Origin of the sequence: Kocuria sp. UCD-OTCP, assembly GCF_000349605.1 — a bacterium.
Lineage (GTDB): Bacteria > Actinomycetota > Actinomycetes > Actinomycetales > Micrococcaceae > Kocuria > Kocuria rosea.
The window spans coordinates 1-21,473 of sequence record NZ_KB714682.1; the positions used below are offsets into that span (position 1 = coordinate 1).

Sequence of the window (21,473 nt, forward strand, 5' to 3'; positions counted from 1 at the left end):
GAGTTCAGACGTGTGCTCTTCCGATCTATGTGCGTGCTCGCCGTGATCGCCTGCATGTGGCTGGTCCCGCGGCTCGCGCGGCTGCACGGCATCAACCCGGCCCGGGCCCTGTGGCTCAGCGTGGCGAACCCCCTGTTCCTCACGAACTTCATCGTCTCCGTGCACAACGACGCCATCATGATCGCCCTCGCCCTCGGCGGCACCTACGCCGCCGCGGTGCACCGCAACTGGAAGGGCGGTCTGCTCGGGACCACGCTCGTCACGCTGTCCGTGGCGATCAAGCCCATCACCCTCGTCTTCCTGCCCTTCATCGGCCTGCTGTGGGCGGGCCGGAACGCGTCGTGGACCCGCCGCTTCGTCATCTGGTTCCTGGTCCTCGTCTACGCGGTCGCCCTGCTCGGGCTGATGGGGCTGCTCAACGGCTTCGGCTTCGGCTGGGTTTCCGCCATGTCCACCCCCGGTTCCGTGTCCATCTGGTACGCCCCGGTGGGTCTCGCCGGCGTGCTCGCCACCACCCTGGCCGCGGCCGTGGGCGCCGACGCGGGCCAGTGGCGGGAGGTGGTCCACACGGCGGGCCAGGCCCTCGCGGTGCCCGTCATCCTCTGGCTGATGTTCGTGGGCCGGGACGAGCGGATCATCCGCCGGCTGACCTGGGCGTTCGCCGCGATCGTGCTGTTCTCCCCGATGATCCAGGCCTGGTACGTGGTGTGGCTCATCCCGCTGTTCGCCGTCACGGGCATCCGCAGCGACTGGCAGGTCGACATCCTGTTCTTCCTCACCGTCTTCTTCATGATCTACGCGGTCTCCGACCAGCTGGACGTCTTCCCGTACCTGGACCTCGACCTCAGCTCCGGCCGGCTGATCGCGGCGGTCGTCGCCCTCTCCTACGGCGTGTACCTGTGGTTCATCGACCCGGCGACCCGGCGGCTCTTCCGCGGCCGCTACCAGCCCCCGGTGCAGAGCGCCGTGATCTGAGGAGCCGGTGCGGCCCCCGCGAGTTGATAAACTCGACCGCGGTGCCCGGGACGCGGTCCCGGGCAGCACGCCCCAGTAGCTCAGTGGATAGAGCAGGAGCCTTCTAATCTCTTGGTCGGGGGTTCGACTCCCTCCTGGGGCACACGAGCGATCCCCGCTGTCCCGGGCCTCACGGTCCGGGACAGCGGGGATCTCGTCGTCTCCGACGCCAGATCCGACGGCAGATCCGACGGCACGTCGTGCTGCGGTGCCCGGCGGGATCTCTCCGGTGGCGAGACGCACGGCCCTTGCGGGCAGGGCCGGCGGACCGGATGAGCGTGCCGGCGCCCGCTCGGTGGACCGGTACCTCCGAGCGGAGCGGGGGCGGGGTAGGCTGTGCGGTGGGCACGCAGATCTCGCCGTCTGTGTGTCCGCGGCTCGCTCGGTCTTACTGGACCGGGCGGGCCATCTTTCGTCGGTGGCGAAGCCGGCAGGTGCTGAGCGGCGTCCCGCCAGGCGCCCGGAGCCGGAGCACTTTCCCGCCACACCCCGGACGACCGGCCCACCTGCGGCCCTCGGCGGGCACGGCCCGGCCGTCCCCCTCCCAGGCAGTCCTGCCGGTGCCTCTCCCCGAGCTGCAACTCGCTCTGGATTGTTTGCGGTCGCGAAAGTGTGGACAAGCAACACCCCGTAAATTCGCATACGTTAAGTAGCACATCGAGGGGTGCAGTGATCCGGCCACCTGAGCTCCGCGCCAGGACGGACGAGGAGCCGGAGCAGCACCTCCGCGACGACCCCGGCGGCAGCCCGCCGGGACGGCCGCAGTTCCCGGACGGGGTGCCCGGGGCGGCCGCGGACCACGCGTCCGGATCCGATTCAGGGGGAGGAACCATGAGCGTCACCATCATCAGGCAGTGGACCGGCCGGGGGGCCCGTTACTACCACTACGACACGGTGGAGGAGGCCACGGAGGACACCCGTGACTTCATCGTCCGCAACGTCGGCCCGGACATCGATCCGCAGCAGCTGGAGGCGATCACCCGGGGCGTCGTCGCGCTGCACTGCATGCACCTCGACTTCCGGGAGGACTGCATCGTGGTCGAGCCGGGGCACGCCGCCTAGTCGAACGGAACGCACGGGGCCGGCGGCGAACCGGGCACGGCGCCGTGGCGCCGTGCCCGGGAGACTGCGGGGGTCGTCGCACGCGAGGCCGACCGCCGCCTCCCGTCCGGGCGCCCGCACTGCACCGGCACCTGCCTGCCGTGGCGAGGTCGCGGCCGGTGCCCACGGCTGAGACCCGCTGTCGACGCCCGCCGCGAGCATCGACGGCTCCGAGGGGCGGGGCGACGCGCGGGGACGGGGTAGGCGCGGCGCCCGCTCCGGCGGTCCGGGCGCCGTGCCGGCCCCGAAAACCGGGCTGCGGTGCATCCACAGGAGCCCCTGGGCCGGTAGTAGGGGTGAGGACACCCGCGCAGGATGTCGTCCGGCAGGCCGTCACCTGTCAGGCCACTGCAACGAACATCGAGGTGAGTCCGATGGCCCGGATCCGACTCTGCCAGTGCGGCGCCCCACCGCTCTACGGCCCGTGGTGCTGGGCATGCTCCCACGAGCAGGAGCGGCACCGGGAGCCCCTCGCCGTCATCGCCTGGAACGCCGTCGACATCGACTGACGGGCGCTCGCGGACCGTGAGCCGGTCTCACGCTGGTCGCCCGGCGGTCGCACTGCACAGCGCGTGGTCCCGGAACCCGAGGAGCACGGCCGTCCACAACCGGGGCCCGCCCGCCGCGGCGGCACCGGCTCCGGCAGGACGCTGGGTGCACCCCGCCACCGGGGCCAGCACCGGCCGCACCGGCCGCCGTCCAGAGGAGTTCCCGATGACCGAGCAGATCACCGTCCGCGGCTACGTGGCCACGGATCCCGAGTCCCGCAGCCTGCCCGACGGCACCGTGGTGGTGACCTTCCGCCTCGCCTCCACCCCGCGCTGGTTCGACCAGCAGGCCGGTGCGTGGCGGGACGGGCACACCAACTGGTTCTCCGTCCAGGCGTTCCGTTCGCTGGGGCTCAACGCGCTGGCCAGCATCAAGAAGGGCCAGCCCGTGGTGGTGGTCGGCAAGCTCAAGGTCCGGTTCTGGGAGGGCGAGCACGGGCGCAACACGGCCGTGGACGTGGACGCGGTGTCCCTGGGGCACGACCTCGCCCTCGGCACGGCCTGCTTCCAGCGCACCGTGAGCTCCTCGCCGCCCGCCGAGCAGACGGGGGAGCGGCCCGCCGGACAGACCGAGGACGCGGCGGCGACCGGGGCCGCGGACGCCCCGGCGGCCCCGGACGGGGACCCGTCGGAGTCGAGCGGCGACCTCGACGGCGGGGCCCCCGTGCTCCCGGAGGGCGTCGACCCGGAGACCGGTGAGCTCCTCGGGGCCGCTGCCGGGCCGGGACGGCGCCCGCGCCGCCAGCCCGCCACCGCCTGAGCTTCCCGGGCGGAGCCATCCCGGCGCGGGGACGGAGCGGGGGCTGCGGCGCCCCAGCCCCCGGTCCGTCCCCGCCCGGTGGCCGCCCCTCGGCCTCCGCCGGGCGGGGTAGCCTTGAGGGCATGGCGGAATTCATCTACACAATGTCCAAGGCCCGCAAGACCGTGGGCGACAAAGTCATCCTGGACGACGTCACCATGTCGTTCTACCCCGGCGCGAAGATCGGCGTCGTGGGACCCAACGGGGCCGGCAAGTCCACCATCCTCAAGATCATGGCCGGCCTCGACCAGCCGTCCAACGGCGAGGCCCGGCTCAGCCCCGGCTACACCGTCGGCATCCTGCTCCAGGAGCCGCCGCTGAACGAGGAGAAGACCGTCCTGGGCAACGTCGAGGAGGGCGTGGGCGAGATCAAGGCGAAGGTCGACCGCTTCAACGCGATCTCCGAGGAGATGGCCCAGCCGGACGCGGACTTCGACTCCCTCATGGAGGAGATGGGCAAGCTCCAGGAGGACATCGACGCCGCCAACGCCTGGGACCTCGACTCCCAGCTGGAGCAGGCGATGGACGCCCTGCGCTGCCCGCCGCCGGACGCCGACGTCACGGTCCTCTCCGGTGGTGAGCGCCGCCGCGTGGCCCTGTGCAAGCTGCTGCTGCAGAAGCCGGACCTCCTGCTGCTCGACGAGCCCACCAACCACCTCGACGCCGAGTCCGTGCTGTGGCTGGAGCAGCACCTGAAGGACTACCACGGCGCCGTCATGGCCGTGACCCACGACCGGTACTTCCTCGACCACGTGGCCGAGTGGATCTGCGAGGTCGACCGCGGCCGGCTGTACGGATACGAGGGCAACTACTCGGCCTACCTCGAGACCAAGCGCGCCCGCATGGAGGTGCAGGGCAAGAAGGACGCCAAGCAGGCCAAGCGGCTGGCCGACGAGCTCGAGTGGGTGCGCTCCAACGCCAAGGGCCGCCAGGCGAAGTCGAAGGCCCGCCTGGCCCGCTACGAGGAGATGGCCGCCGAGGCCGAGAAGACCCGCAAGCTGGACTTCGAGGAGATCCAGATTCCGCCGGGACCCCGCCTGGGCAACCTCGTGATCGAGGCGAAGGACCTGCAGAAGGGCTTCGGGGACCGCTCCCTCATCAAGGGCCTGTCCTTCTCCCTGCCGCGCAACGGCATCGTGGGCGTCATCGGCCCCAACGGCGTCGGCAAGTCGACGCTGTTCAAGACCATCGTCGGCATGGAGGAGCTGGACGGCGGGGAGCTGAAGATCGGCGACTCCGTCAAGATCTCCTACGTGGACCAGAACCGCGCGAACCTCGACGCCAGCAAGTCGCTGTGGGAGGTCGTCTCGGACGGCCTGGACTACATCAACGTCGGCAACGTCGAGATGCCCTCGCGCGCCTACGTCTCCGCGTTCGGCTTCAAGGGCCCCGACCAGCAGAAGAAGGCCGGGGTGCTCTCGGGCGGGGAGCGCAACCGGCTGAACCTGGCCATGACCCTCAAGCAGGGCGGCAACCTGCTGCTCCTGGACGAGCCCACCAACGACCTCGACGTCGAGACCCTCGGCTCCCTGGAGAACGCGCTGCTGGAGTTCCCGGGCTGCGCCGTGGTCGTCTCCCACGACCGGTGGTTCCTCGACCGGGTCGCCACCCACATCCTCGCGTGGGAGGGCACCGAGGACGAGCCGGACCAGTGGTACTGGTTCGAGGGCAACTTCGAGTCGTACGAGGCCAACAAGGTGGAGCGCCTCGGCGCCGACGCCGCGCGGCCGCACCGCGTCACCCACCGCCGCCTCACCCGCGACTGACGCAGGGCCGGGCCCGGAGCCCGTGCCGCCCGAGGGGCCCGCCGGGCGGGAAGGAGCAGCTCCTTCCCGCCCGGCGGGCCCCTCCGGCGTGCTCCGGTGCGGTCAGGAGAACTCCGGGAAGCGCATCATGCCCTCCTGGGCGGTCGTGGCGACGAGCCGGCCGTCCCGGGAGAACATCCGGCCCACCCCGAGGCCGCGGGCCGAGGAGGCGTTGGGGGAGGACTGCACGTAGAGCAGCCACTCGTCCGCGCGGGTCTCCCGGTGCCACCACATCGCGTGGTCGAGGGAGGCGATGTTCATGCCGGGCTCGATCCACGTCCTGCCGTGCAGGCGCAGGATGGGCTCGAGCAGCGTGTAGTCGCTCGCGTAGGCGAGCGCGGCGCGGTGGATGTTCGGGTCGTCCGGCAGCGGCTTGAGGGTCTTGATCCACACCGCGTTGAACGGCTCTCCCCGGGAGTCCGGCTTGAAGTAGATCGGCTCCGTGATGTACCGCATGTCGAAGGGCCGCTCGTGCGCGATCGCCTGCGCCTCGGGGGCGTCGACGTGGCCGAGCAGCTCCACGGCGCTGGGCAGGGACTCCGGCTCGGGCAGGTTCCGGGGGGACTCGTCCTGGTGGTCCAGGCCCCGGGCCGGGACCTGGAAGGACGCGATGGCCGAGAGGATGGCGCGCCCGTCCTGGTAGGCGTGCACGCGGCGTGCGGAGAAGGACCGCCCGTCCCGGATCCGCTCCACGCCGAAGGTGATCGGCTGGGACACGTCCCCGGCGCGCAGGAAGTACGCGTGCATCGAGTGGATGATCCGCTCCGGCTCCACGGTGCGCATGGCGGCGGTCGCGGCCTGCGCCAGGACCTGCCCACCGTAGACCCGGCCGCGTGCGGGGGAGATGGAGTGGCCCACGTAGATGTCCTCGAGCGTGCGCGCGCCACCCCCGTCCGCGAGGTCGAGCATGTCGAGCAGGGCCTGCGTGGGGTCCGGGATCGGGCTGTAGGTCATGGCCTTCACTCTAGCCAAGCCGCCGGTCGCGCCGGGGCGCGTCCGGCGCGCCCGGGTGTGATGGGATGGGGGCATGTCTTCGCTGCTGATCCCCATCCAGATGCGCTTCGGCGACATCGACAGCTACGGCCACGTCAACAACGTCACCATGCTCCAGTACCTCGAGGACGCCCGGGTCCGGCTCATGGCCCGTCCGCTGCCCGAGGACGCCGCCGCGGGGGTGCCGGAGGGCGCGACGTTCCGCACCCTGCTGGGGGACCTGATGACCGTGATCGGCCGGCAGGAGGTCGAGTACACGCAGCAGCTGCTGTACCGCGACGACCCGGTGTCCGTGCGGGTGTGGGTCTCCTCCGTGGGCGGGTCGAGCTTCGTGCTGGACTACGCGGTCCAGGAGGAGGACGGGTCGCGCGTCTACGCCGTGGCCCAGACGGTCGTCGTCGTGATCGACCGCTCCTCCGGGCGGCCGGTGCGCCTCGACGACACGCAGCGGGGCCTGCTCGAGCAGTGGCAGGACGCCCCGACCCGCTTCGCCCGCCGGCCCGCGCCGGCGGAGGCCTGAGCCCCGTGGGCCGGTCCCTCCCGCTGACGGATCCGCGGGACGTCGCCGACCTGCGGACGTACCTGTCCCGGGCCCGCGGGGTGGACCCGCAGGGCGCGGTGCGCTTCCAGGCGCGCGGGCGGGCCCTCGGCGTCTACGTGTGCGTGCTCGAGCCCCACGGCCTGCTCGACACCACGCCCACGGTCCTGGGCCTGCGCACCGCCGCGCTGTCCGGGGAGCAGGCCCTGGACGTCACCGTCCCGCTCGGCGGGGTCCTCGACCGGATGCCGCGCCAGGACCAGGACGCCACGGACGTGGGCCTGCCCCCCGTGGACGCGAACGTCTCGTGGGCGGGCATCGCCCCGCCCCTGGGCGGGTGGACCCCGGTGGGCTCCGTCGCCGGGGACGCGCTGCGCGAGGTCGCCCGGGCCGGGATCGCCGAGGTCGCCCGGGCGGTGCCCACGGACGCGGGCGCCGCCGTCGTGGACACCGTGCGCTCGCAGGTCTGGGGCCGGTCGTCCGGGTGGGCGGAGCCGCTCGCGGGGCGGCTGAACGGGGCGCCGCTGCCGGACGGCGCGGCGTTCGCCGCGTACTCGCTCGGCTTCCTGCGCCCGGGCGCGGAGGTCGCCGTCGCGGAGAACGGCCGCTGGGTGCGCCTGAGCACCCCCGGCGGGCACGTCCTGGCCAAGCGCTGAGACTCCCGGGGGATCAGCCGGGACGGTTGATCATGGCGTGGGCGGCGCGGTCGAAGTAGTCCCAGATGATCCCGTCGTGCAGCGGGGAGAGCTCCAGGGTGTCCAGGGCCGCGCGCATGTGCGTCAGCCACGTCTCGCGCGCCCACGTGTCCACGGGGAACGGCATGTGCCGCATCCGCAGCCGCGGGTGCCCGCGCTGCTCCGAGTAGGTGGTCGGTCCGCCCCAGTACTGCTCGAGGAACATCCGCAGCCGCTCCTCGGCGGGGCCGAGGTCGTCCTCCGGGTAGAGCGCCCGGAACCGCTCGTCCTCGGCCACCCGGGCGTAGAACTCGTGCACGAGCTTCACGAACGTCTCGTGCCCGCCCACCTGGTCGTAGAACGACGACGCCGTGCCGGCCTCGGCCTGCTCCCGCTCGTCGCCGACCTGCGGCACGGGGCGGCGCAGCTGGGACAGGGGCGCCCCGACCGCGAAGGAGCGCGCCCCGGGCGGGGCCGCCGCGGCGGGGTCGGTGCGCGGGTCCTGGCCGGCCGGGGGCGTCGAGCCGGGCCCCCCGGGTCCGTGCCCGGCCGGACCGGGGCGCTGCTGCTCGTCGCTCATGCGCGCACCACCTCGTAGGCGGCGTCCACGGCCTGCGCCCGGACCGCGCGGGCCGTCGCGTCGCGCTGCTCGAGGACCAGCCGGCGGAGCCCGTGCAGGTCCTCGGGCAGGTCCGCGAGGAAGGCGTCCGCGGCGTCGACCGTCTCCTGGGCGGGGATGTTCGGGTACATGCCGATCGCGATCTGCTGGGCCAGCTCGTGGGTCCGGGTGCGCCACACGCCGGGGATCGCCGCGAAGTACTCCTCGGCCCAGGGCGCCAGCAGGGAGGTGTCGGCGGCCGTGCGGAAGCCGTCGATCGCCGCGTCCTGGATGGAGTTGGGCAGCGACCCGTCCACCATGATCTGCTGCCACGCCCGGGCCTTGGCCTCGGCCGTGGGGATGGCGGCCCGGGCGCGGGCGGCCGCGATCGCGCCGTTCTCGGTGTTGTCCTGCGCGAGCATCGCGTCCACCTCCGCGTCGCCGGCACGCCCGCCGGCGCACAGCGCGGTGAGCAGGCTCCAGCGCAGGTCGGTGTCCAGCGCCAGGCCCTCCAGGGTGCGCCGCCCGTCGAGGAGCTGCTCGAGGACGTCCAGCTGCTCGTCGGTGCGGGCGTGCCGGGCGAAGGCCCGGAGGAACTGCAGCTGCTGGTCGGAGCCGGGCGCCGCCTCCTCGGTGAGCCGGCGGAGCCGGTCGGCGGCGGCCCGCACGGTGGCCCCGCGCACGGGCTCGGCCACGTAGCCGTCGAGCACGGTGTCCAGCTGGCGCAGCTGCACCTGGATGCCGGTCGAGGACGTCTCGTGGGCGATGTTGTCGAGCACGAGCTCCACGTAGCGGCGGGCGGGCGTCTCGCCGTCGTGCACGCCGTCCCACACGGACGCCTGGACGAGGGCGCGCGGGAGCGTGTCCTCGAAGTTCTTCAGGTGGGTCAGGGCGGTGTCCAGGGAGCACTCGTCGAGGCGGATCTTCGCGTAGGCGAGGTCGTCGTCGTTGAGCAGCACGAGGTCCGGCAGCTCCCGGCCCACCAGCTGCGGCACCTCCGTGGACGGGCCGTCGACGTCGAGCTCGACCCGGTGCGTGCGCACGAGCTTGCCCTGCTCCCCGTCGTGGTCGTAGAAGCCCACGGCCAGGCGGTGCGGGCGCAGCGTGGGGTGCTCGTCGGGGGCGGTCTGCCGGATCCGGAAGGAGCGGATGATCCCGTCCTGGTCGGTCTCGAGCTCCGGGGTCAGCGTGTTCACCCCGGCGGTCTCGAGCCACTTCGCGGCCCACTCGTCGAGGTCCCGGCCGCTGGCCTCCTCGAGCCGGACCATGAGGTCGCGCAGCTCGGTGTTGCCCCACGCGTGCTCCCGGAAGTACCGGTTCAGCCCGGCCATGAACTGCGCCTGGCCCACCCAGGCCACCAGCTGCTTGAGCACCGAGGCGCCCTTGGCGTAGGTGATGCCGTCGAAGTTCACCAGCACGTCCTCGAGGTCCCGGATCTCGGCCTTGATGGGGTGGGTGGTGGGCAGCTGGTCCTGCTCGTAGCCCCAGGACTTCTCCCCGGCGGCGAACGTGGTCCACGCCTCCGTGTACCGGGTGTTCTCCGCCGCGGCGAGGGTGGACATGAACTCGGCGAAGGACTCGTTGAGCCACAGGTCGTTCCACCAGCGCATGGTCACGAAGTCCCCGAACCACATGTGGGCCAGCTCGTGCAGGACCGTGATGGCCCGCCGCTCCACCCGGGCCTGCGTGGGCCGGGAGCGGAAGACGTAGAGCTCCACGAAGGTCACCGCGCCGGCGTTCTCCATGGCCCCGGCGTTGAACTGCGGGACGAACAGCTGGTCGTACTTCTCGAACGGGTAAGGCACCCCGAACTGCGCCTCGAAGAACTCGAAGCCGCGCTTGGTGATGCCGAACATCTCCTCCGCCTCGACGTGCTCCACGAGCGAGCGGCGGGCGTACAGGCCCAGGGGGATCGTGCGGCCGTCGGCGCTGGTGAGCTCGTCGTGCACGGACGCGTACGGGCCGGCGATCAGCGCCGTGACGTAGCAGGGGACCACCGGGGTGGGGGTGAAGGACCACGTGGCGGCGCCCTCGCCGGCGGCGACGGGCTCCGGGGTGGGCTGGGTCGAGACGACCGTCCAGTGCGCGGGGGCCGTGACCGTGAACGCGAAGCGCGCCTTGAGGTCCGGCTGCTCGAACACGGCGAACACGCGCCGGGTGTCCGCCACCTCGAACTGGGTGTAGAGGTAGACCTCGTCGTCGACCGGGTCCACGAACCGGTGCAGGCCCTCGCCGGTGTTCATGTACCGGCAGTCCGACTCGACCGTGAGCACGTTGTCCGCGGCGAGCCCGGGCAGCTGGATCCGCACGCCGTCCGAGACCTCGGCGGGATCGAGCTCGGTGCCGTTGAGCACCACGGAGTGCACCGCGTCGGTGATCGCGTCGATGAACGTCGAGGCGCCCGGGGTCGCCCGGAAGCGCACGGTGGTCGTGGAGCGGAAGACGCGCTCGCCGCGGGTCAGGTCGAGGACCACCTCGTAGGCGTCCACCGCCACGGTCTCGGCCCGCGCGGCCGCCTCCTGGCGGGTCAGGTTGGTTCCGGGCACTTCAGTGCCGTCCTCTCGTCGGGGTCGGGGTCGGGTCGGGATGGCTCGGGATCGGGGCGTCCGCGACCGGTGGGCCGCAGGGGATCGTCCCATTATGTCAGCCGGGTCCCGGCCGCCCGGGGAGGCCCTGCGGTGTGCGCGGCACGCACTACGCTGGAGGGCGGCCGGTCCGTCCGCGCGGGCCCTGCGCCTCGATCCCGCCCCGTTCCCGCGAACCCCAGGAGCACGCCGCCCATGCGCGTCCACATCGCCACCGACCACGCCGGCCTGGACCTCTCCCGCTTCCTGGTCGAGGAGCTCGTCGCCGCCGGCTACGACCTCGTCGACCACGGCCCCGCCGAGTACGACGCCCTCGACGACTACCCCGCGTTCTGCATCAGCGCCGCGCGCGCCGTCCGGGCGGACCGGGAGGCGGGGCTCGACTCCCTCGGGATCGTCCTGGGCGGGTCGGGCAACGGCGAGCAGATCGCCGCCAACAAGGTCGAGGGCATCCGTGCCGCCCTGGCCTGGAACCTGGACACCGCCCGGCTCGCGCGCCAGCACAACGACGCCCAGGTCGTGGCCGTCGGTGGGCGCCAGCACCCGCAGGAGGAGGCGCTGGCGATCGTCCGGGCGTTCCTCGCGGAGCCCTTCTCCGGGGACGAGCGCCACGAGCGCCGGATCGCCCAGATCGGCGAGTACGAGTCCACCGGCACCGTCGCGGGAAAACTCGAGGACCTGCGCCCGCGCGAGTTCCCGGCCGCCCGGGAGGCCTGAGTGCCGGAGGGCCACTCGGTCCACCGCCTCGCCCGCCAGTTCGCCGACTGCTTCGTGGGACAGGCCCTGGCCGTGAGCTCCCCGCAGGGGCGCTTCGCCGCCGGGGCGCACGCCCTGGACGGCGCCGTGCTGGAGGGGGCGCGGGCCCACGGCAAGCAGCTGTTCCTCGACTTCGCCGGGGATCGGGTGCTGCGCTCGCACCTCGGCCTCTACGGCGCGTGGAGCTTCGGCGGCACCGACCGCTTCCGCGGCGCCTCCTCCATCGGGGCCCCGCGCCGGATCGGGGAGCGGGAGGCGCACGACGACGACGCCGCTCCCGCCGGCCCGCTGCTGCCGCCGGCGCCCGTGGGGGCGGTGCGCGTGCGGCTGGTCGGGGACGAGGGCTGGGCCGATCTGCGCGGGCCGACGCTGTGCGTGCTGGAGAGCTCCGCCGAGGCCGAGGCGGCCCGGGCGCGGCTGGGCCCGGACCCGCTCGACCCGCACGCGGACCCCGCGCCGTTCGTGGCCGCCGTGCGGCGCAGCCGCCGCCCGGTGGGCGCGCTGCTCATGGACCAGGCCGTGCTGGCCGGGGTGGGCAACATCTTCCGGGCGGAGTCCCTGTTCCGCCGCGGACTGGACCCGATGACGCCGGGGCGCGCCCTCGACGAGCCGGCGCTGCTGGGGCTGTGGGCGGAGAACGCGGCCCTCATGTGCACGGGCGTGCGGCTGGGCCGGATCCTGACGACCGACGCCGCGGACCGCCCGGGGATCTCGGAGGCGCAGGCGTGGCCCGGGCACGCCCACCTCGTCTACAAGCGGCAGGGCCTGCCGTGCCGCCGGTGCGGGACGCCCGTGGCGGCGGGGGAGCTCGAGGGGCGCACGCTCTACTGGTGCCCCTCCTGCCAGCGCTGACCGGGTCGGGTTCCACGGCGTAGCCTGGAGCCGTGTCCAGTTGCTGCGGCGCGCCCGGCTACCGGCGCGTCTTCGGCCCCCGCTTCGCGCGGCGCCTCGCCCGCCGGTACCGGCGGCGGGGCCTCGACCGCGCCTCCCGGCGGGTCGTGGAGTTCCTCGCCGCCCAGGGCGTCGAGGGGGCCAGCGTGCTGGAGATCGGCGGCGGCGTGGGCGGGATCCAGCTCGAGCTGCTGCGCCGGGGCGCCGCGCGGACCACGAACCTGGAGCTCGTGGACTCCTACGAGGCCGAGGCCGCGGAGCTGGCCGCCGCCGCCGGGGTGTCCGGCCGTGTGGTGCGCATGCAGCTCGACATCGCGACGGACCCGGAGGCGGTCGCCCCGCACGACGTCGTGGTGCTGCACCGGGTCGTGTGCTGCTACCCCGACCACGAACGGCTCCTGGGCGCCGCCGCGGACCGGGCGACGCGTCTGCTCGTGTTCAGCCACCCGCCCGGGCACCGCCTCCTGCGGGCGCTCGCCGCCCTGGAGAACCTGGGCCTCCGCGCCGCCGGGACGCCCTTCCGCACCTACGTGCACTCCCCGGCGGCCATGCTCGCCGTCCTGCAGGAGCACGGGCTGCGTCCCGTGCACGCGGACCGGGGCGCGGTGTGGCGGGTGGTCGGGCTGCGCCGCTGAGACGCGCCGGGGGCCGGGCCGAGGTGCCGCCGGGGACGACGAACGCCCCGGTCCAGCGGGACCGGGGCGTTCGTGCACGGAGAGGGGATGACGGGAATCGAACCCGCGTAATCAGTTTGGAAGACTGAGGCTCTACCATTGAGCTACATCCCCGCGGAGCGCTCTGTCGAGGCCTTCCCATTAACCGGCCCGGCGCGCGCGGTGTCAAATCCCGGGGCGCGGGCGCACCCGCGGAGCGCGGTCGGCAGGACGCCGGCGGGTCGTGCGGAGCGGGGTCCGGCGGGCCGAGGTGCGGCCCCGTCCGCCCAGCCGGTAGACTCGCCGGTGGTCCGTGCTCGTGCACCGGACCGCAGTCGTTGCAGCCGAGGCTGCAGGTACCGGGGCGTAGCGTAGTGGCTAGCGCGCCTGCTTTGGGAGCAGGAGATCGCAGGTTCGAGTCCTGTCGCCCCGACGTTGGAGCGGCTGCCCGGTCCTGCCGGGCAGCCGCCTTCCCGACTGTCCCGGGCCGGAGAGCGGCACCGGAAGACCCAACCGACCTACCACTCAGGAGTGCAGCGGAAGTGAAGAGCGCCGTCGAGAAACTCAACCCCACCCAGGTCAAGATCGTGGTGGACGTCCCGTTCGCGGAACTGAAGCCGTTCATCGACCAGACCTACACCTCGCTCGCCAACCAGATCCAGGTCCCCGGCTTCCGCCGCGGCAAGGTTCCGGCGCGGCTGATCGAGCAGCGCGTGGGCTTCGACTTCGTCGTCGAGAACGCGCTCAACGAGGGCCTGAACACCTTCTTCCAGCAGGCGCTGGCGGAGAACGAGATCACCCCGCTGACCCAGCCCCAGGTCGAGGTCCTCGCCAAGCCGGACGAGACGGACCGCGAGGCCGACGTCAAGGTCGAGATCGACGTGGCCGTGCGCCCCGAGATCGAACTGCCCGACTACAAGGGCCTCGAGGTCGAGGTGGAGGCCCGCGAGGCCTCCGCCGAGGACGAGCAGAAGGCGCTCGACGAGCTGCGCGGGCGCTTCGGCACCCTCAAGACCGTGGACCGTCCCGCCGCCGAGGGCGACTTCGTCACCCTCGACCTGCAGGCCCTGGTCGACGGCGAGGAGGTCGACGCCGCCAACGACCTGTCCTACCAGGTGGGCGCCGGCACGATGCTCGAGGGCATGGACGAGGCCATCACCGGTCTGTCCGCCGACGAGGACGCCACCTTCGAGACCAAGCTCGCCGGCGGCGAGCACAGCGGCGAGGACGCCGTCGTCAAGGTCAAGGTCACCGCCGTCAAGGAGCGCGAGCTGCCCGAGGCCGACGACGAGTTCGCCCAGCTGGCCTCCGAGTTCGACACCATCGAGGAGCTCAAGGAGGACCTGAAGAAGCAGGCCGCCGAGGGCACCGTGGTGGAGCAGGGCGTCGAGGCCCGCGACAAGGTCCTGGAGAAGCTGCTGGCCCTCGTGGAGATCCCCGTGCCGCAGGCCGTGATCGACGAGCAGATCGCCCAGCACTTCGACAACCCGCAGGCCGAGGCGGACCACGACACCGCGGACCACCGGGCCGAGGTGCAGAAGAACGCCGAGGACGCGTTCCGCAACGAGATCGTGCTGGACGCGGTCGCCGAGGCCGAGGAGATCGGCGTCGAGCAGTCCGAGCTGATCGACTACATCATCAACATGTCCCAGCAGTACGGCATGGACCCGAACCAGTTCGCCCAGCTGCTCGACTCCTCGGGCCAGGCCGGCCTGATGGTGGGTGAGGTGCGCCGCCGCAAGGCCCTGGCCAAGGTCCTGGAGTACGCGACGGTCACCGACACCGAGGGCAACACGGTGGACCTCTCCGAGTTCGTGCGCCCGCAGGGCGAGGAGCAGGCGGGGGAGCCCGCCGAGGAGGTCGAGCCCGAGGAGACCACCGCGGCCCCGACCCCGGGCACCGAGGAGGAGTCCGCCGACTCGCCCGAGTCCGCGGAGTCCGCCGACTCCCCGGAGTCGGCCGACTCGGCCGACTCCCCGGACTCCGCCAAGTGACGTCCTGACACCGCTCCCGACGACGCCGCCGTCCCGTCCGGGACGGCGGCGTCGTCGTGTGCGGCGGGCGCGCCCGCGACCATGCGCCATCAGCGAACAACCCGGACGGGGACCGGCCGGGACCCGGGGCGGGCACTAGTGTTCTGTTCAGAGATCACCGGACCACACGGACGAAAGAGGCACTGTTACATGACCTCCGCTCACGAGTCGCCGTTCGGCTCGACCCACGCAACCTCCACCGGACCGCGCCTGCAGGGCGGCGGCCCCATGGGCGGCCAGGACGACTACGTCTACAACCGGCTGCTCAAGGAGCGCATCATCTGGCTGGGCTCCGAGGTGCGCGACGACAACGCGAACCTCATCTGCTCGCAGATGCTGCTGCTCTCGGCCGAGGACCCCCAGGCGGACATCTTCCTGTACATCAACTCCCCGGGCGGCTCCGTCACCGCGGGCATGGCGATCTACGACACCATGCAGCTCATCCCGAACGACGTGGTGACCGTGGCCACCGGCCTGGCCGCGTCGATGGGCCAGTTCCTGCTGTCCTCGGGCACCAAGGGCAAGCGCTACTCCACCCCGAACGCCCGGATCCTCATGCACCAGCCCTCCGGCGGCATGGGCGGCACCGCCTCGGACATCCGGGTGCAGGCCGAGCTGATCCTGTCGATGAAGCAGCGACTCGCGGAGCTCACCGCCGAGCAGACCGGCCAGTCCCTGGAGACGATCCTCCGGGACAACGACCGCGACAACTGGTTCGACGCCCAGCGCGGCCTCGAGTACGGCTTCTTCGACCACATCGCCAGCTCGGCCGGCTCCATGACCGGCGGCGGCGGGACCATGAAGGACCAGGAGTAGGACCTCGGCGGTCCCACCACGTCATCAGGCACGCTCTTCCAGACCTCCGAGGAACTCAACCATGACCTTCACCCACGGACCTTCGTCCACGGCCGGTTCCGCGGCCGCCCTGCCCACCAGCCGCTACGTGCTCCCCGACTTCGAGGAGCGCACCCCCTACGGGTACCGCCGGCAGAACCCCTACACCAAGCTGTTCGAGGACCGGATCATCTTCCTGGGCGTCCAGGTCGACGACGCCTCGGCCGACGACGTCATGGCGCAGCTGCTCGTGCTCGAGGCGCAGGACGCCGACCGGGACATCACGATGTACATCAACTCCCCGGGCGGGTCGTTCACCGCGATGACCGCGATCTACGACACCATGCAGTTCATCCGCCCCGAGGTCCAGACGGTGTGCCTCGGACAGGCCGCGTCCGCGGCGGCCGTGCTGCTCGCCGGCGGCACCCCCGGCAAGCGCCTGGCCCTGCCGAACGCCCGCGTGCTCATCCACCAGCCGGCCATGTCCGGTCAGGGCGGGGGCCAGGCCTCGGACATCGAGATCCAGGCCAACGAGATCATGCGCATGCGCGAGTGGCTGGAGGAGACCCTGGCCCTGCACTCCGGCAAGACCGCCGAGGAGGTCAACCGGGACATCGAGCGCGACAAGATCCTCACCGCGTCCGCCGCCAAGGAGTACGGGATCGTGGACCACGTCCTGGAGTCCCGGAAGATCCACAAGCCCGCGACCGTCACCTCCTGACCCGGGCCACCCGCCGCAGCCCATCCGCAGCGCCCCGGTGCGCCGCGACCCGACCGGTCGCGGCGCACCGGGGCGCCCTGGTGTTGGGGCGGGACCCGGTCCTCGCCTATCCTGGACGAGGATTCCCGTACCCCGACCAGAGGACTGTTTCATGGCGCGCATCGGCGAGACCGCGGATCTGCTCAAGTGCTCCTTCTGCGGCAAGAGCCAGAAGCAGGTCCGCAAGCTCATCGCGGGCCCGCGCGTCTACATCTGCGACGAGTGCATCGAGCTGTGCAACGAGATCATCGAGGAGGAGCTGAGCGAGGTCAAGGACCTCGAGCAGCAGGAGCTCCCCACGCCCCACGAGATCTACCAGCACCTCCACCAGTACGTGATCGGCCAGGAGACCGCCAAGCGGGCGCTGGCCGTGGCCGTGTACAACCACTACAAGCGGGTCCGGGCCGGCGAGAACGGCAAGCCCCTGTCCCTGGCCACGGCGGCCGGTGACGAGGACGTCGAGATCGCGAAGTCCAACATCCTGCTGGTCGGCCCCACCGGCTCCGGCAAGACGTACCTGGCCCAGTCCCTGGCCCGCAAGCTCGACGTGCCCTTCGCGGTGGCGGACGCCACGTCCCTCACGGAGGCCGGCTACGTCGGCGAGGACGTCGAGAACATCCTGCTCAAGCTCATCCAGGCCGCGGACTACGACGTCAAGCGGGCCGAGACGGGGATCATCTACATCGACGAGATCGACAAGATCTCCCGCAAGTCCGAGAACCCCTCGATCACCCGCGACGTCTCCGGCGAGGGCGTGCAGCAGGCGCTGCTGAAGATCCTCGAGGGCACCGTGGCCTCGGTGCCCCCGCAGGGCGGGCGCAAGCACCCGCAGCAGGAGTTCATCCAGATCGACACCACCAACGTGCTGTTCGTCGTGGCCGGCGCCTTCGCCGGGCTCGAGGACATCGTGGACTCCCGTGCGGGCCGGACGAGCATCGGCTTCGGCGCGGAGCTGAAGCAGAGCGGGCCGCGCCACGAGGTGATGGCCGACGTCATGCCGGAGGACCTGCTGAAGTTCGGCCTGATCCCCGAGCTGATCGGCCGTCTGCCCGTGGTGACCACGCTGCGCGAGCTGTCGGTGGCCGATCTCACCCGCATCCTGACCGAGCCGCGCAACGCGCTCGTGAAGCAGTACAAGAAGATGTTCCAGCTGGACGGCGTCGAGCTGACGTTCGACCCCGAGGCGCTGACCGCCGTCGCCGAGCTCGCGATCCAGCGGGGCACGGGCGCCCGCGGGCTGCGCGCCATCCTCGAGGACGTGCTCCAGCCCGTCATGTTCGAGCTCCCCAGCCGGGAGGACATCGCCGCCGTGCTGGTCACCGCCGAGGCCGTGGCCAAGCAGGCCGAGCCGGAGATCATCACCCACGAGATGATCCGCGAGGAGCAGAACCGGAACAAAACCGCCTGAGCCGTGGCTTCTACCCGGTGACGCGTCCGCCACTCCCGGCGGACGCCCGCACGAGAGGAAGCTGATGACGGACAAGGTGGAGTTCTGGTTCGACCCCCTGTGCCCCTGGGCCTGGATGACCTCGCGGTGGATGGAGGAGGTCGAGCGGCTGCGCGACGTCGAGGTGGACTGGCGGATCATCTCGCTGGGCATCCTCAACGAGGAGAACCCCGGCAACCACCACCACGGCCACGAGGAGTCGATGTGGCTCGTGCGCGTGGTCGAGGCCGCGGCCCGCGCCCACGGTGACGAGTACAACAAGAGGCTCTACGACGCCATGGGCACGCGGCGCCACCCCGGGGGGATCGAGGACCTGGAGCAGATCATCACCGAGTCCCTCGAGGAGGTCGGCCTGCCCGCGGAGCTCGCGGCAGCCCGGCACGCCACCGAGTTCGACGACGCGCTGCGAGCCTCCACGGAGGCCGCCCAGGCGGTCGCCGGCGAGGACATCGGCACGCCTTGCATCTCCGTCAACGGCGTGGGCTTCTTCGGCCCGGTCTTCACGCCGGCGCCCCGGGGCGAGGACGCCGCCCGGGTCTGGGACGGCTGCCTGGCCCTGGTCTCCCACCACGGGTTCTACGAGCTCAAGCGCGGTCGTGACGAGGGCCCGATCTTCGACTGAGCAGCGACCCGGACCGACCCGGGTCCCGGACAGCACGAGGGCCCGGCCGCCGCGGCGGCCGGGCCCTCGTGCTGCGCACCGGGGACGGCGCTACCGGGCCGGCTCCTCCGCGGGGACCAGCTCGACGTCGCGCACGGCGAGGCCCTCGGGCCCGGCGACGAGCACGAGCTCGGCGGCGTTGCCCGCGGCCTTGAGGTCGCCCAGGCCCGCCTCGAGGCGGGCGACGTCCTCGGAGGCGGCCGTGATGGTCGCCGAGCGCACCTCGGTGCGCTGCTTGACCTTGGCCTCGGACTTGGCCTTGCGCAGCCCCGAGAGGGCCTCGCCCACGGTCGTGAGCACCTCCGGGTCGGCGTCGGTCACGGCGTCCGCGAAGCCCTCGACGCCCGGCCACGAGGCCCGGTGCACGGAGCCGGTGCGCCACCAGGACCAGACCTCGTCCGTGGCGAACGGCAGGACGGGGGCGAACAGGCGCAGCAGCGCGTCGAGGGTCGTGGCGAGCGCGGCGTGCACGGACGCCTGCGCGGCCGCCCCGCGGGCCCCGTAGGCCCGGTCCTTCACGAGCTCGACGTAGTCGTCGGTGAAGGTCCAGAAGAACTGCTCGGTGAGCTGCAGGGCCCGGGCGTACTCGTAGTCCCGGAACGCCTGGCCGGCGCGCTCTACGACCGTGGCCAGCTGGGCGAGCAGCGCACGGTCCACCGCGTCGGTCACGACGTCCGCGGACGCCCCGGCGCCGAGCACGGAGGCCTCGGTGACGCCCTGGGCGAGGACGAACTTCGAGGCGTTGAGCAGCTTGATGGCCAGCCGGCGGCCGATCTTCATCTGCCCCTCGTCGTAGGCGGTGTCCGCGCCCAGGCGGGCGGAGGCGGCCCAGTAGCGCACCGCGTCGGCCCCGTAGTTCTCGAGCACCTCGGTGGGGACCACCACGTTGCCCTTGGACTTGGACATCTTCTTGCGGTCCGGGTCGAGGATCCACCCGGAGAGCGCGGTGTTGGTCCAAGGCACCGTGCCGGCCAGCGACTCGGAGCGCACCACCGTGGAGAACAGCCAGGTGCGGATGATGTCGTGGCCCTGGGGCCGGAGGTCCATCGGGAAGGTGTTGGCGTGCAGCCGCTCGTCGAACGCCCAGCCGGTGGCGATCTGGGGGGACAGCGAGGACGTCGCCCAGGTGTCGAGCACGTCCGGGTCGCCGGTGAAGCCGTGCGGCTGGTCCCGCTGGGTCTCGTCGAAGCCGGGGGCCGGGTCGGCGGCCGGGTCCACGGGCAGCTGGTCGAGGGCGGGCAGGACGGGGTCGTCGTAGTCCGGGTTGCCGTCGCCGTCGAGCCGGTACCAGACCGGGAAGGGCACCCCGAAGAAGCGCTGGCGGGAGATCAGCCAGTCGCCGTGCAGGCCCTCGATCCAGTTCTCGTACCGGGACCGCATGAACGCGGGGTGCCAGTCCATCTCGCGCCCGCGCCCGATGAGCGCCTCGCGCCGGTCGGCGTCGCGGCCGCCGTTGCGGATGTACCACTGGCGGGAGGTGACGACCTCGAGCGGCTTGTCGCCCTTCTCGTAGAAGTTCACCGGGTGCATGACCTTCCGGGGCTCGCCCGCCAGGTCCCCGGACTCCCGGAGCATCTCCACGACGGCCTGCTGCGCCGAGAACACGGTCCTGCCCGCCACCTCGGCGTAGCGCTCGGCCGGGGCGCCGGCGGCGATCCACTCCGGGGTCTCGCTCGCGAAGCGGCCGTCACGGCCGATCAGCGCCCGGGTCGGGAGGTCCAGCTCCCGCCACCACGTCACGTCGGTGAGGTCGCCGAAGGTGCAGATCATGGCGATCCCGGAGCCCTTGTCCGGCTTGGCCAGCGGGTGCGCCCGCACCTCGACCTCGACGTCGAACAGGGGGGAGCGCACCGTGGTGCCGAACAGCGGCTGGTAGCGCTCGTCGTCCGGGTGGGCCACGAGGGCCACGCACGCGGGCAGCAGCTCGGGGCGGGTGGTCTCGATGTGCACCGGCTCGCCGTCGGGACGGTGGAAGGCGACCCGGTGGTAGGTGCCCTCCCGCTCCCGGTCTTCGAGCTCGGCCTGGGCCACGGCGGTGCGGAAGGTGACGTCCCACAGGGTGGGGGCCTCGGCCATGTAGGCGTTGCCGGCCGCGAGGTCCTGGAGGAAGGCGCGCTGGGAGACGGCCCGGGAGCGGGCGTCGATGGTGCGGTAGGTGCGGGTCCAGTCCACGGACAGGCCCAGGGTGGAGAACAGCTGCTCGAAGACCTTCTCGTCCTCGACGGCCAGCTCCTCGCAGAGCTCGATGAAGTTCTTGCGGGAGACCACGTCCCAGTCGCGCTGGTTCTTCGCGGGCTTCTCCGGCGGGCGGTAGCCCTCGACGTAGGGCCTCGTGGGGTCGCAGCGCACGCCGTAGTAGTTCTGCACGCGGCGCTCGGTGGGCAGGCCGTTGTCGTCCCAGCCCAGCGGGTAGAAGACGTTCTTGCCGCTCATCCGCTGGAAGCGGGCGATCACGTCCGTCTGCGTGTAGGAGAACATGTGGCCGACGTGCAGGGAGCCCGAGGCGGTCGGCGGGGGAGTGTCGATCGAGTAGACCTGCTCGCGCGTGGTGTCCTCGTCGAAGGCGAAGGTGCCCTCCTCGCGCCACCTGCGCGCGTACTTCTGCTCGAGGCCCTCCAGGGCGGGCTTGTCGGGAACGGTCACGGGCGTGGTCTCGGGCGTGGTCTCCGGTGCGGTCCCGGGCGTGTCTGTGCCCTGCGTGTTGTCAGCCATGCCGACCAGTCTCTCACGAGCCCCGGCGCGCGCCCCGACGCCCCGGTGCTTGGGCGGCGCCCGGCGCCCGG

18 protein-coding genes and 3 tRNA genes are annotated in these 21,473 nt (G+C 72.3%); 16 read left to right on the plus strand and 5 right to left on the minus strand.

The genetic code is table 11. From position 1 onward, the window contains the following. Positions 1-1,044: 1,044 nt before the first annotated feature. The 5 genes from H488_RS33285 to ettA all read left to right on the plus strand — a co-directional run bounded on the left by H488_RS33285 (position 1,045) and on the right by ettA (position 5,228). Positions 1,045-1,117, plus strand: a tRNA-Arg gene (locus H488_RS33285). A 728-nt stretch (positions 1,118-1,845) separates the two neighbouring features. Next, positions 1,846-2,076 (plus strand): hypothetical protein, encoded by a 231-nt coding sequence (locus H488_RS33290; protein WP_017834571.1) that lies wholly within the window; start codon positions 1,846-1,848, stop codon positions 2,074-2,076. Between the two features lie 413 nt (positions 2,077-2,489). Further along, positions 2,490-2,624 carry a hypothetical protein gene (locus H488_RS38290; RefSeq protein ID WP_017834572.1) on the plus strand — a complete coding sequence of 45 codons (135 nt, stop codon included), beginning with the start codon at positions 2,490-2,492 and terminating at the stop codon, positions 2,622-2,624. A gap of 205 nt (positions 2,625-2,829) precedes the next feature. Then, complete coding sequence (locus tag H488_RS36235; protein WP_081615852.1) at positions 2,830-3,423, plus strand: single-stranded DNA-binding protein; 594 nt, start codon at positions 2,830-2,832, stop codon at positions 3,421-3,423. A 122-nt stretch (positions 3,424-3,545) separates the two neighbouring features. Next, a complete protein-coding gene (gene ettA / locus H488_RS33295) occupies positions 3,546-5,228 on the plus strand; it encodes an energy-dependent translational throttle protein EttA (protein ID WP_031283621.1) in 1,683 nt (560 codons plus the stop codon). Between the two features lie 102 nt (positions 5,229-5,330). On the opposite strand, the gene H488_RS33300 is transcribed toward ettA, so the two are convergent. Continuing rightward, positions 5,331-6,221, minus strand: a complete 891-nt coding sequence (locus tag H488_RS33300) for an acyl-CoA thioesterase (protein WP_017834575.1) — start codon at positions 6,219-6,221, stop codon at positions 5,331-5,333. 73 nt (positions 6,222-6,294) lie between these two features. Between H488_RS33300 and H488_RS33305 the strand changes: the two genes are divergently transcribed. Both H488_RS33305 and H488_RS33310 read left to right on the plus strand, forming a co-directional pair. Then, positions 6,295-6,780 carry an acyl-CoA thioesterase gene (locus H488_RS33305; RefSeq protein ID WP_017834576.1) on the plus strand — a complete coding sequence of 162 codons (486 nt, stop codon included), beginning with the start codon at positions 6,295-6,297 and terminating at the stop codon, positions 6,778-6,780. 5 nt (positions 6,781-6,785) lie between these two features. After that, the gene (locus H488_RS33310) at positions 6,786-7,454 is read left to right on the plus strand and encodes a hypothetical protein (protein WP_017834577.1); all 669 of its coding nucleotides are present in this window, start codon (positions 6,786-6,788) and stop codon (positions 7,452-7,454) included. Between the two features lie 13 nt (positions 7,455-7,467). On the opposite strand, the gene H488_RS36240 is transcribed toward H488_RS33310, so the two are convergent. Further along, the gene (locus H488_RS36240) at positions 7,468-8,052 is read right to left on the minus strand and encodes a globin (protein ID WP_017834578.1); all 585 of its coding nucleotides are present in this window, start codon (positions 8,050-8,052) and stop codon (positions 7,468-7,470) included. Further along, complete coding sequence (gene pepN / locus H488_RS33315; RefSeq protein ID WP_017834579.1) at positions 8,049-10,616, minus strand: aminopeptidase N; 2,568 nt, start codon at positions 10,614-10,616, stop codon at positions 8,049-8,051. Before pepN ends, H488_RS36240 begins: the two co-directional genes overlap by 4 nt. A gap of 234 nt (positions 10,617-10,850) precedes the next feature. Here pepN and H488_RS33320 point away from each other — a divergent pair, with 234 nt between their 5' ends. The 3 genes from H488_RS33320 to H488_RS33330 are packed head-to-tail and all read left to right on the plus strand — an operon-like array spanning position 10,851 to position 12,937. Continuing rightward, positions 10,851-11,372, plus strand: a complete 522-nt coding sequence (locus H488_RS33320; RefSeq protein ID WP_017834580.1) for a ribose-5-phosphate isomerase — start codon at positions 10,851-10,853, stop codon at positions 11,370-11,372. Next, positions 11,373-12,263, plus strand: coding sequence for an Fpg/Nei family DNA glycosylase (locus H488_RS33325; protein ID WP_017834581.1), 891 nt, complete (start codon positions 11,373-11,375; stop codon positions 12,261-12,263). Between the two features lie 32 nt (positions 12,264-12,295). Further along, a complete protein-coding gene (locus H488_RS33330) occupies positions 12,296-12,937 on the plus strand; it encodes a methyltransferase domain-containing protein (protein WP_017834582.1) in 642 nt (213 codons plus the stop codon). A gap of 82 nt (positions 12,938-13,019) precedes the next feature. Here the strand turns inward: H488_RS33330 and H488_RS33335 are convergent. After that, a tRNA-Gly gene (locus tag H488_RS33335) sits at positions 13,020-13,090 on the minus strand. A gap of 225 nt (positions 13,091-13,315) precedes the next feature. Here H488_RS33335 and H488_RS33340 point away from each other — a divergent pair. The 6 genes from H488_RS33340 (at position 13,316) to H488_RS33365 (ending at position 18,651) form a co-directional block, all read left to right on the plus strand. After that, positions 13,316-13,388, plus strand: a tRNA-Pro gene (locus H488_RS33340). A gap of 109 nt (positions 13,389-13,497) precedes the next feature. Then, a complete protein-coding gene (gene tig, locus H488_RS33345) occupies positions 13,498-14,949 on the plus strand; it encodes a trigger factor (protein WP_017834583.1) in 1,452 nt (483 codons plus the stop codon). A gap of 189 nt (positions 14,950-15,138) precedes the next feature. Beyond that, positions 15,139-15,804 carry an ATP-dependent Clp protease proteolytic subunit gene (locus H488_RS33350; RefSeq protein ID WP_017834584.1) on the plus strand — a complete coding sequence of 222 codons (666 nt, stop codon included), beginning with the start codon at positions 15,139-15,141 and terminating at the stop codon, positions 15,802-15,804. Between the two features lie 61 nt (positions 15,805-15,865). Next, positions 15,866-16,543: an ATP-dependent Clp protease proteolytic subunit gene (locus tag H488_RS33355; RefSeq protein ID WP_017834585.1), complete on the plus strand. Its 678-nt coding sequence runs from the start codon at positions 15,866-15,868 to the stop codon at positions 16,541-16,543. A 151-nt stretch (positions 16,544-16,694) separates the two neighbouring features. Beyond that, positions 16,695-17,990: an ATP-dependent Clp protease ATP-binding subunit ClpX gene (gene clpX, locus H488_RS33360; protein ID WP_017834586.1), complete on the plus strand. Its 1,296-nt coding sequence runs from the start codon at positions 16,695-16,697 to the stop codon at positions 17,988-17,990. A 64-nt stretch (positions 17,991-18,054) separates the two neighbouring features. After that, on the plus strand, positions 18,055-18,651 hold the full coding sequence (locus H488_RS33365; protein WP_017834587.1) for a mycothiol-dependent nitroreductase Rv2466c family protein: 597 nt from the start codon (positions 18,055-18,057) through the stop codon (positions 18,649-18,651). A 90-nt stretch (positions 18,652-18,741) separates the two neighbouring features. On the opposite strand, the gene valS is transcribed toward H488_RS33365, so the two are convergent. Beyond that, positions 18,742-21,402, minus strand: coding sequence for a valine--tRNA ligase (gene valS / locus H488_RS33370; RefSeq protein WP_017834588.1), 2,661 nt, complete (start codon positions 21,400-21,402; stop codon positions 18,742-18,744). Between the last annotated feature and the right edge of the window lie 71 nt (positions 21,403-21,473).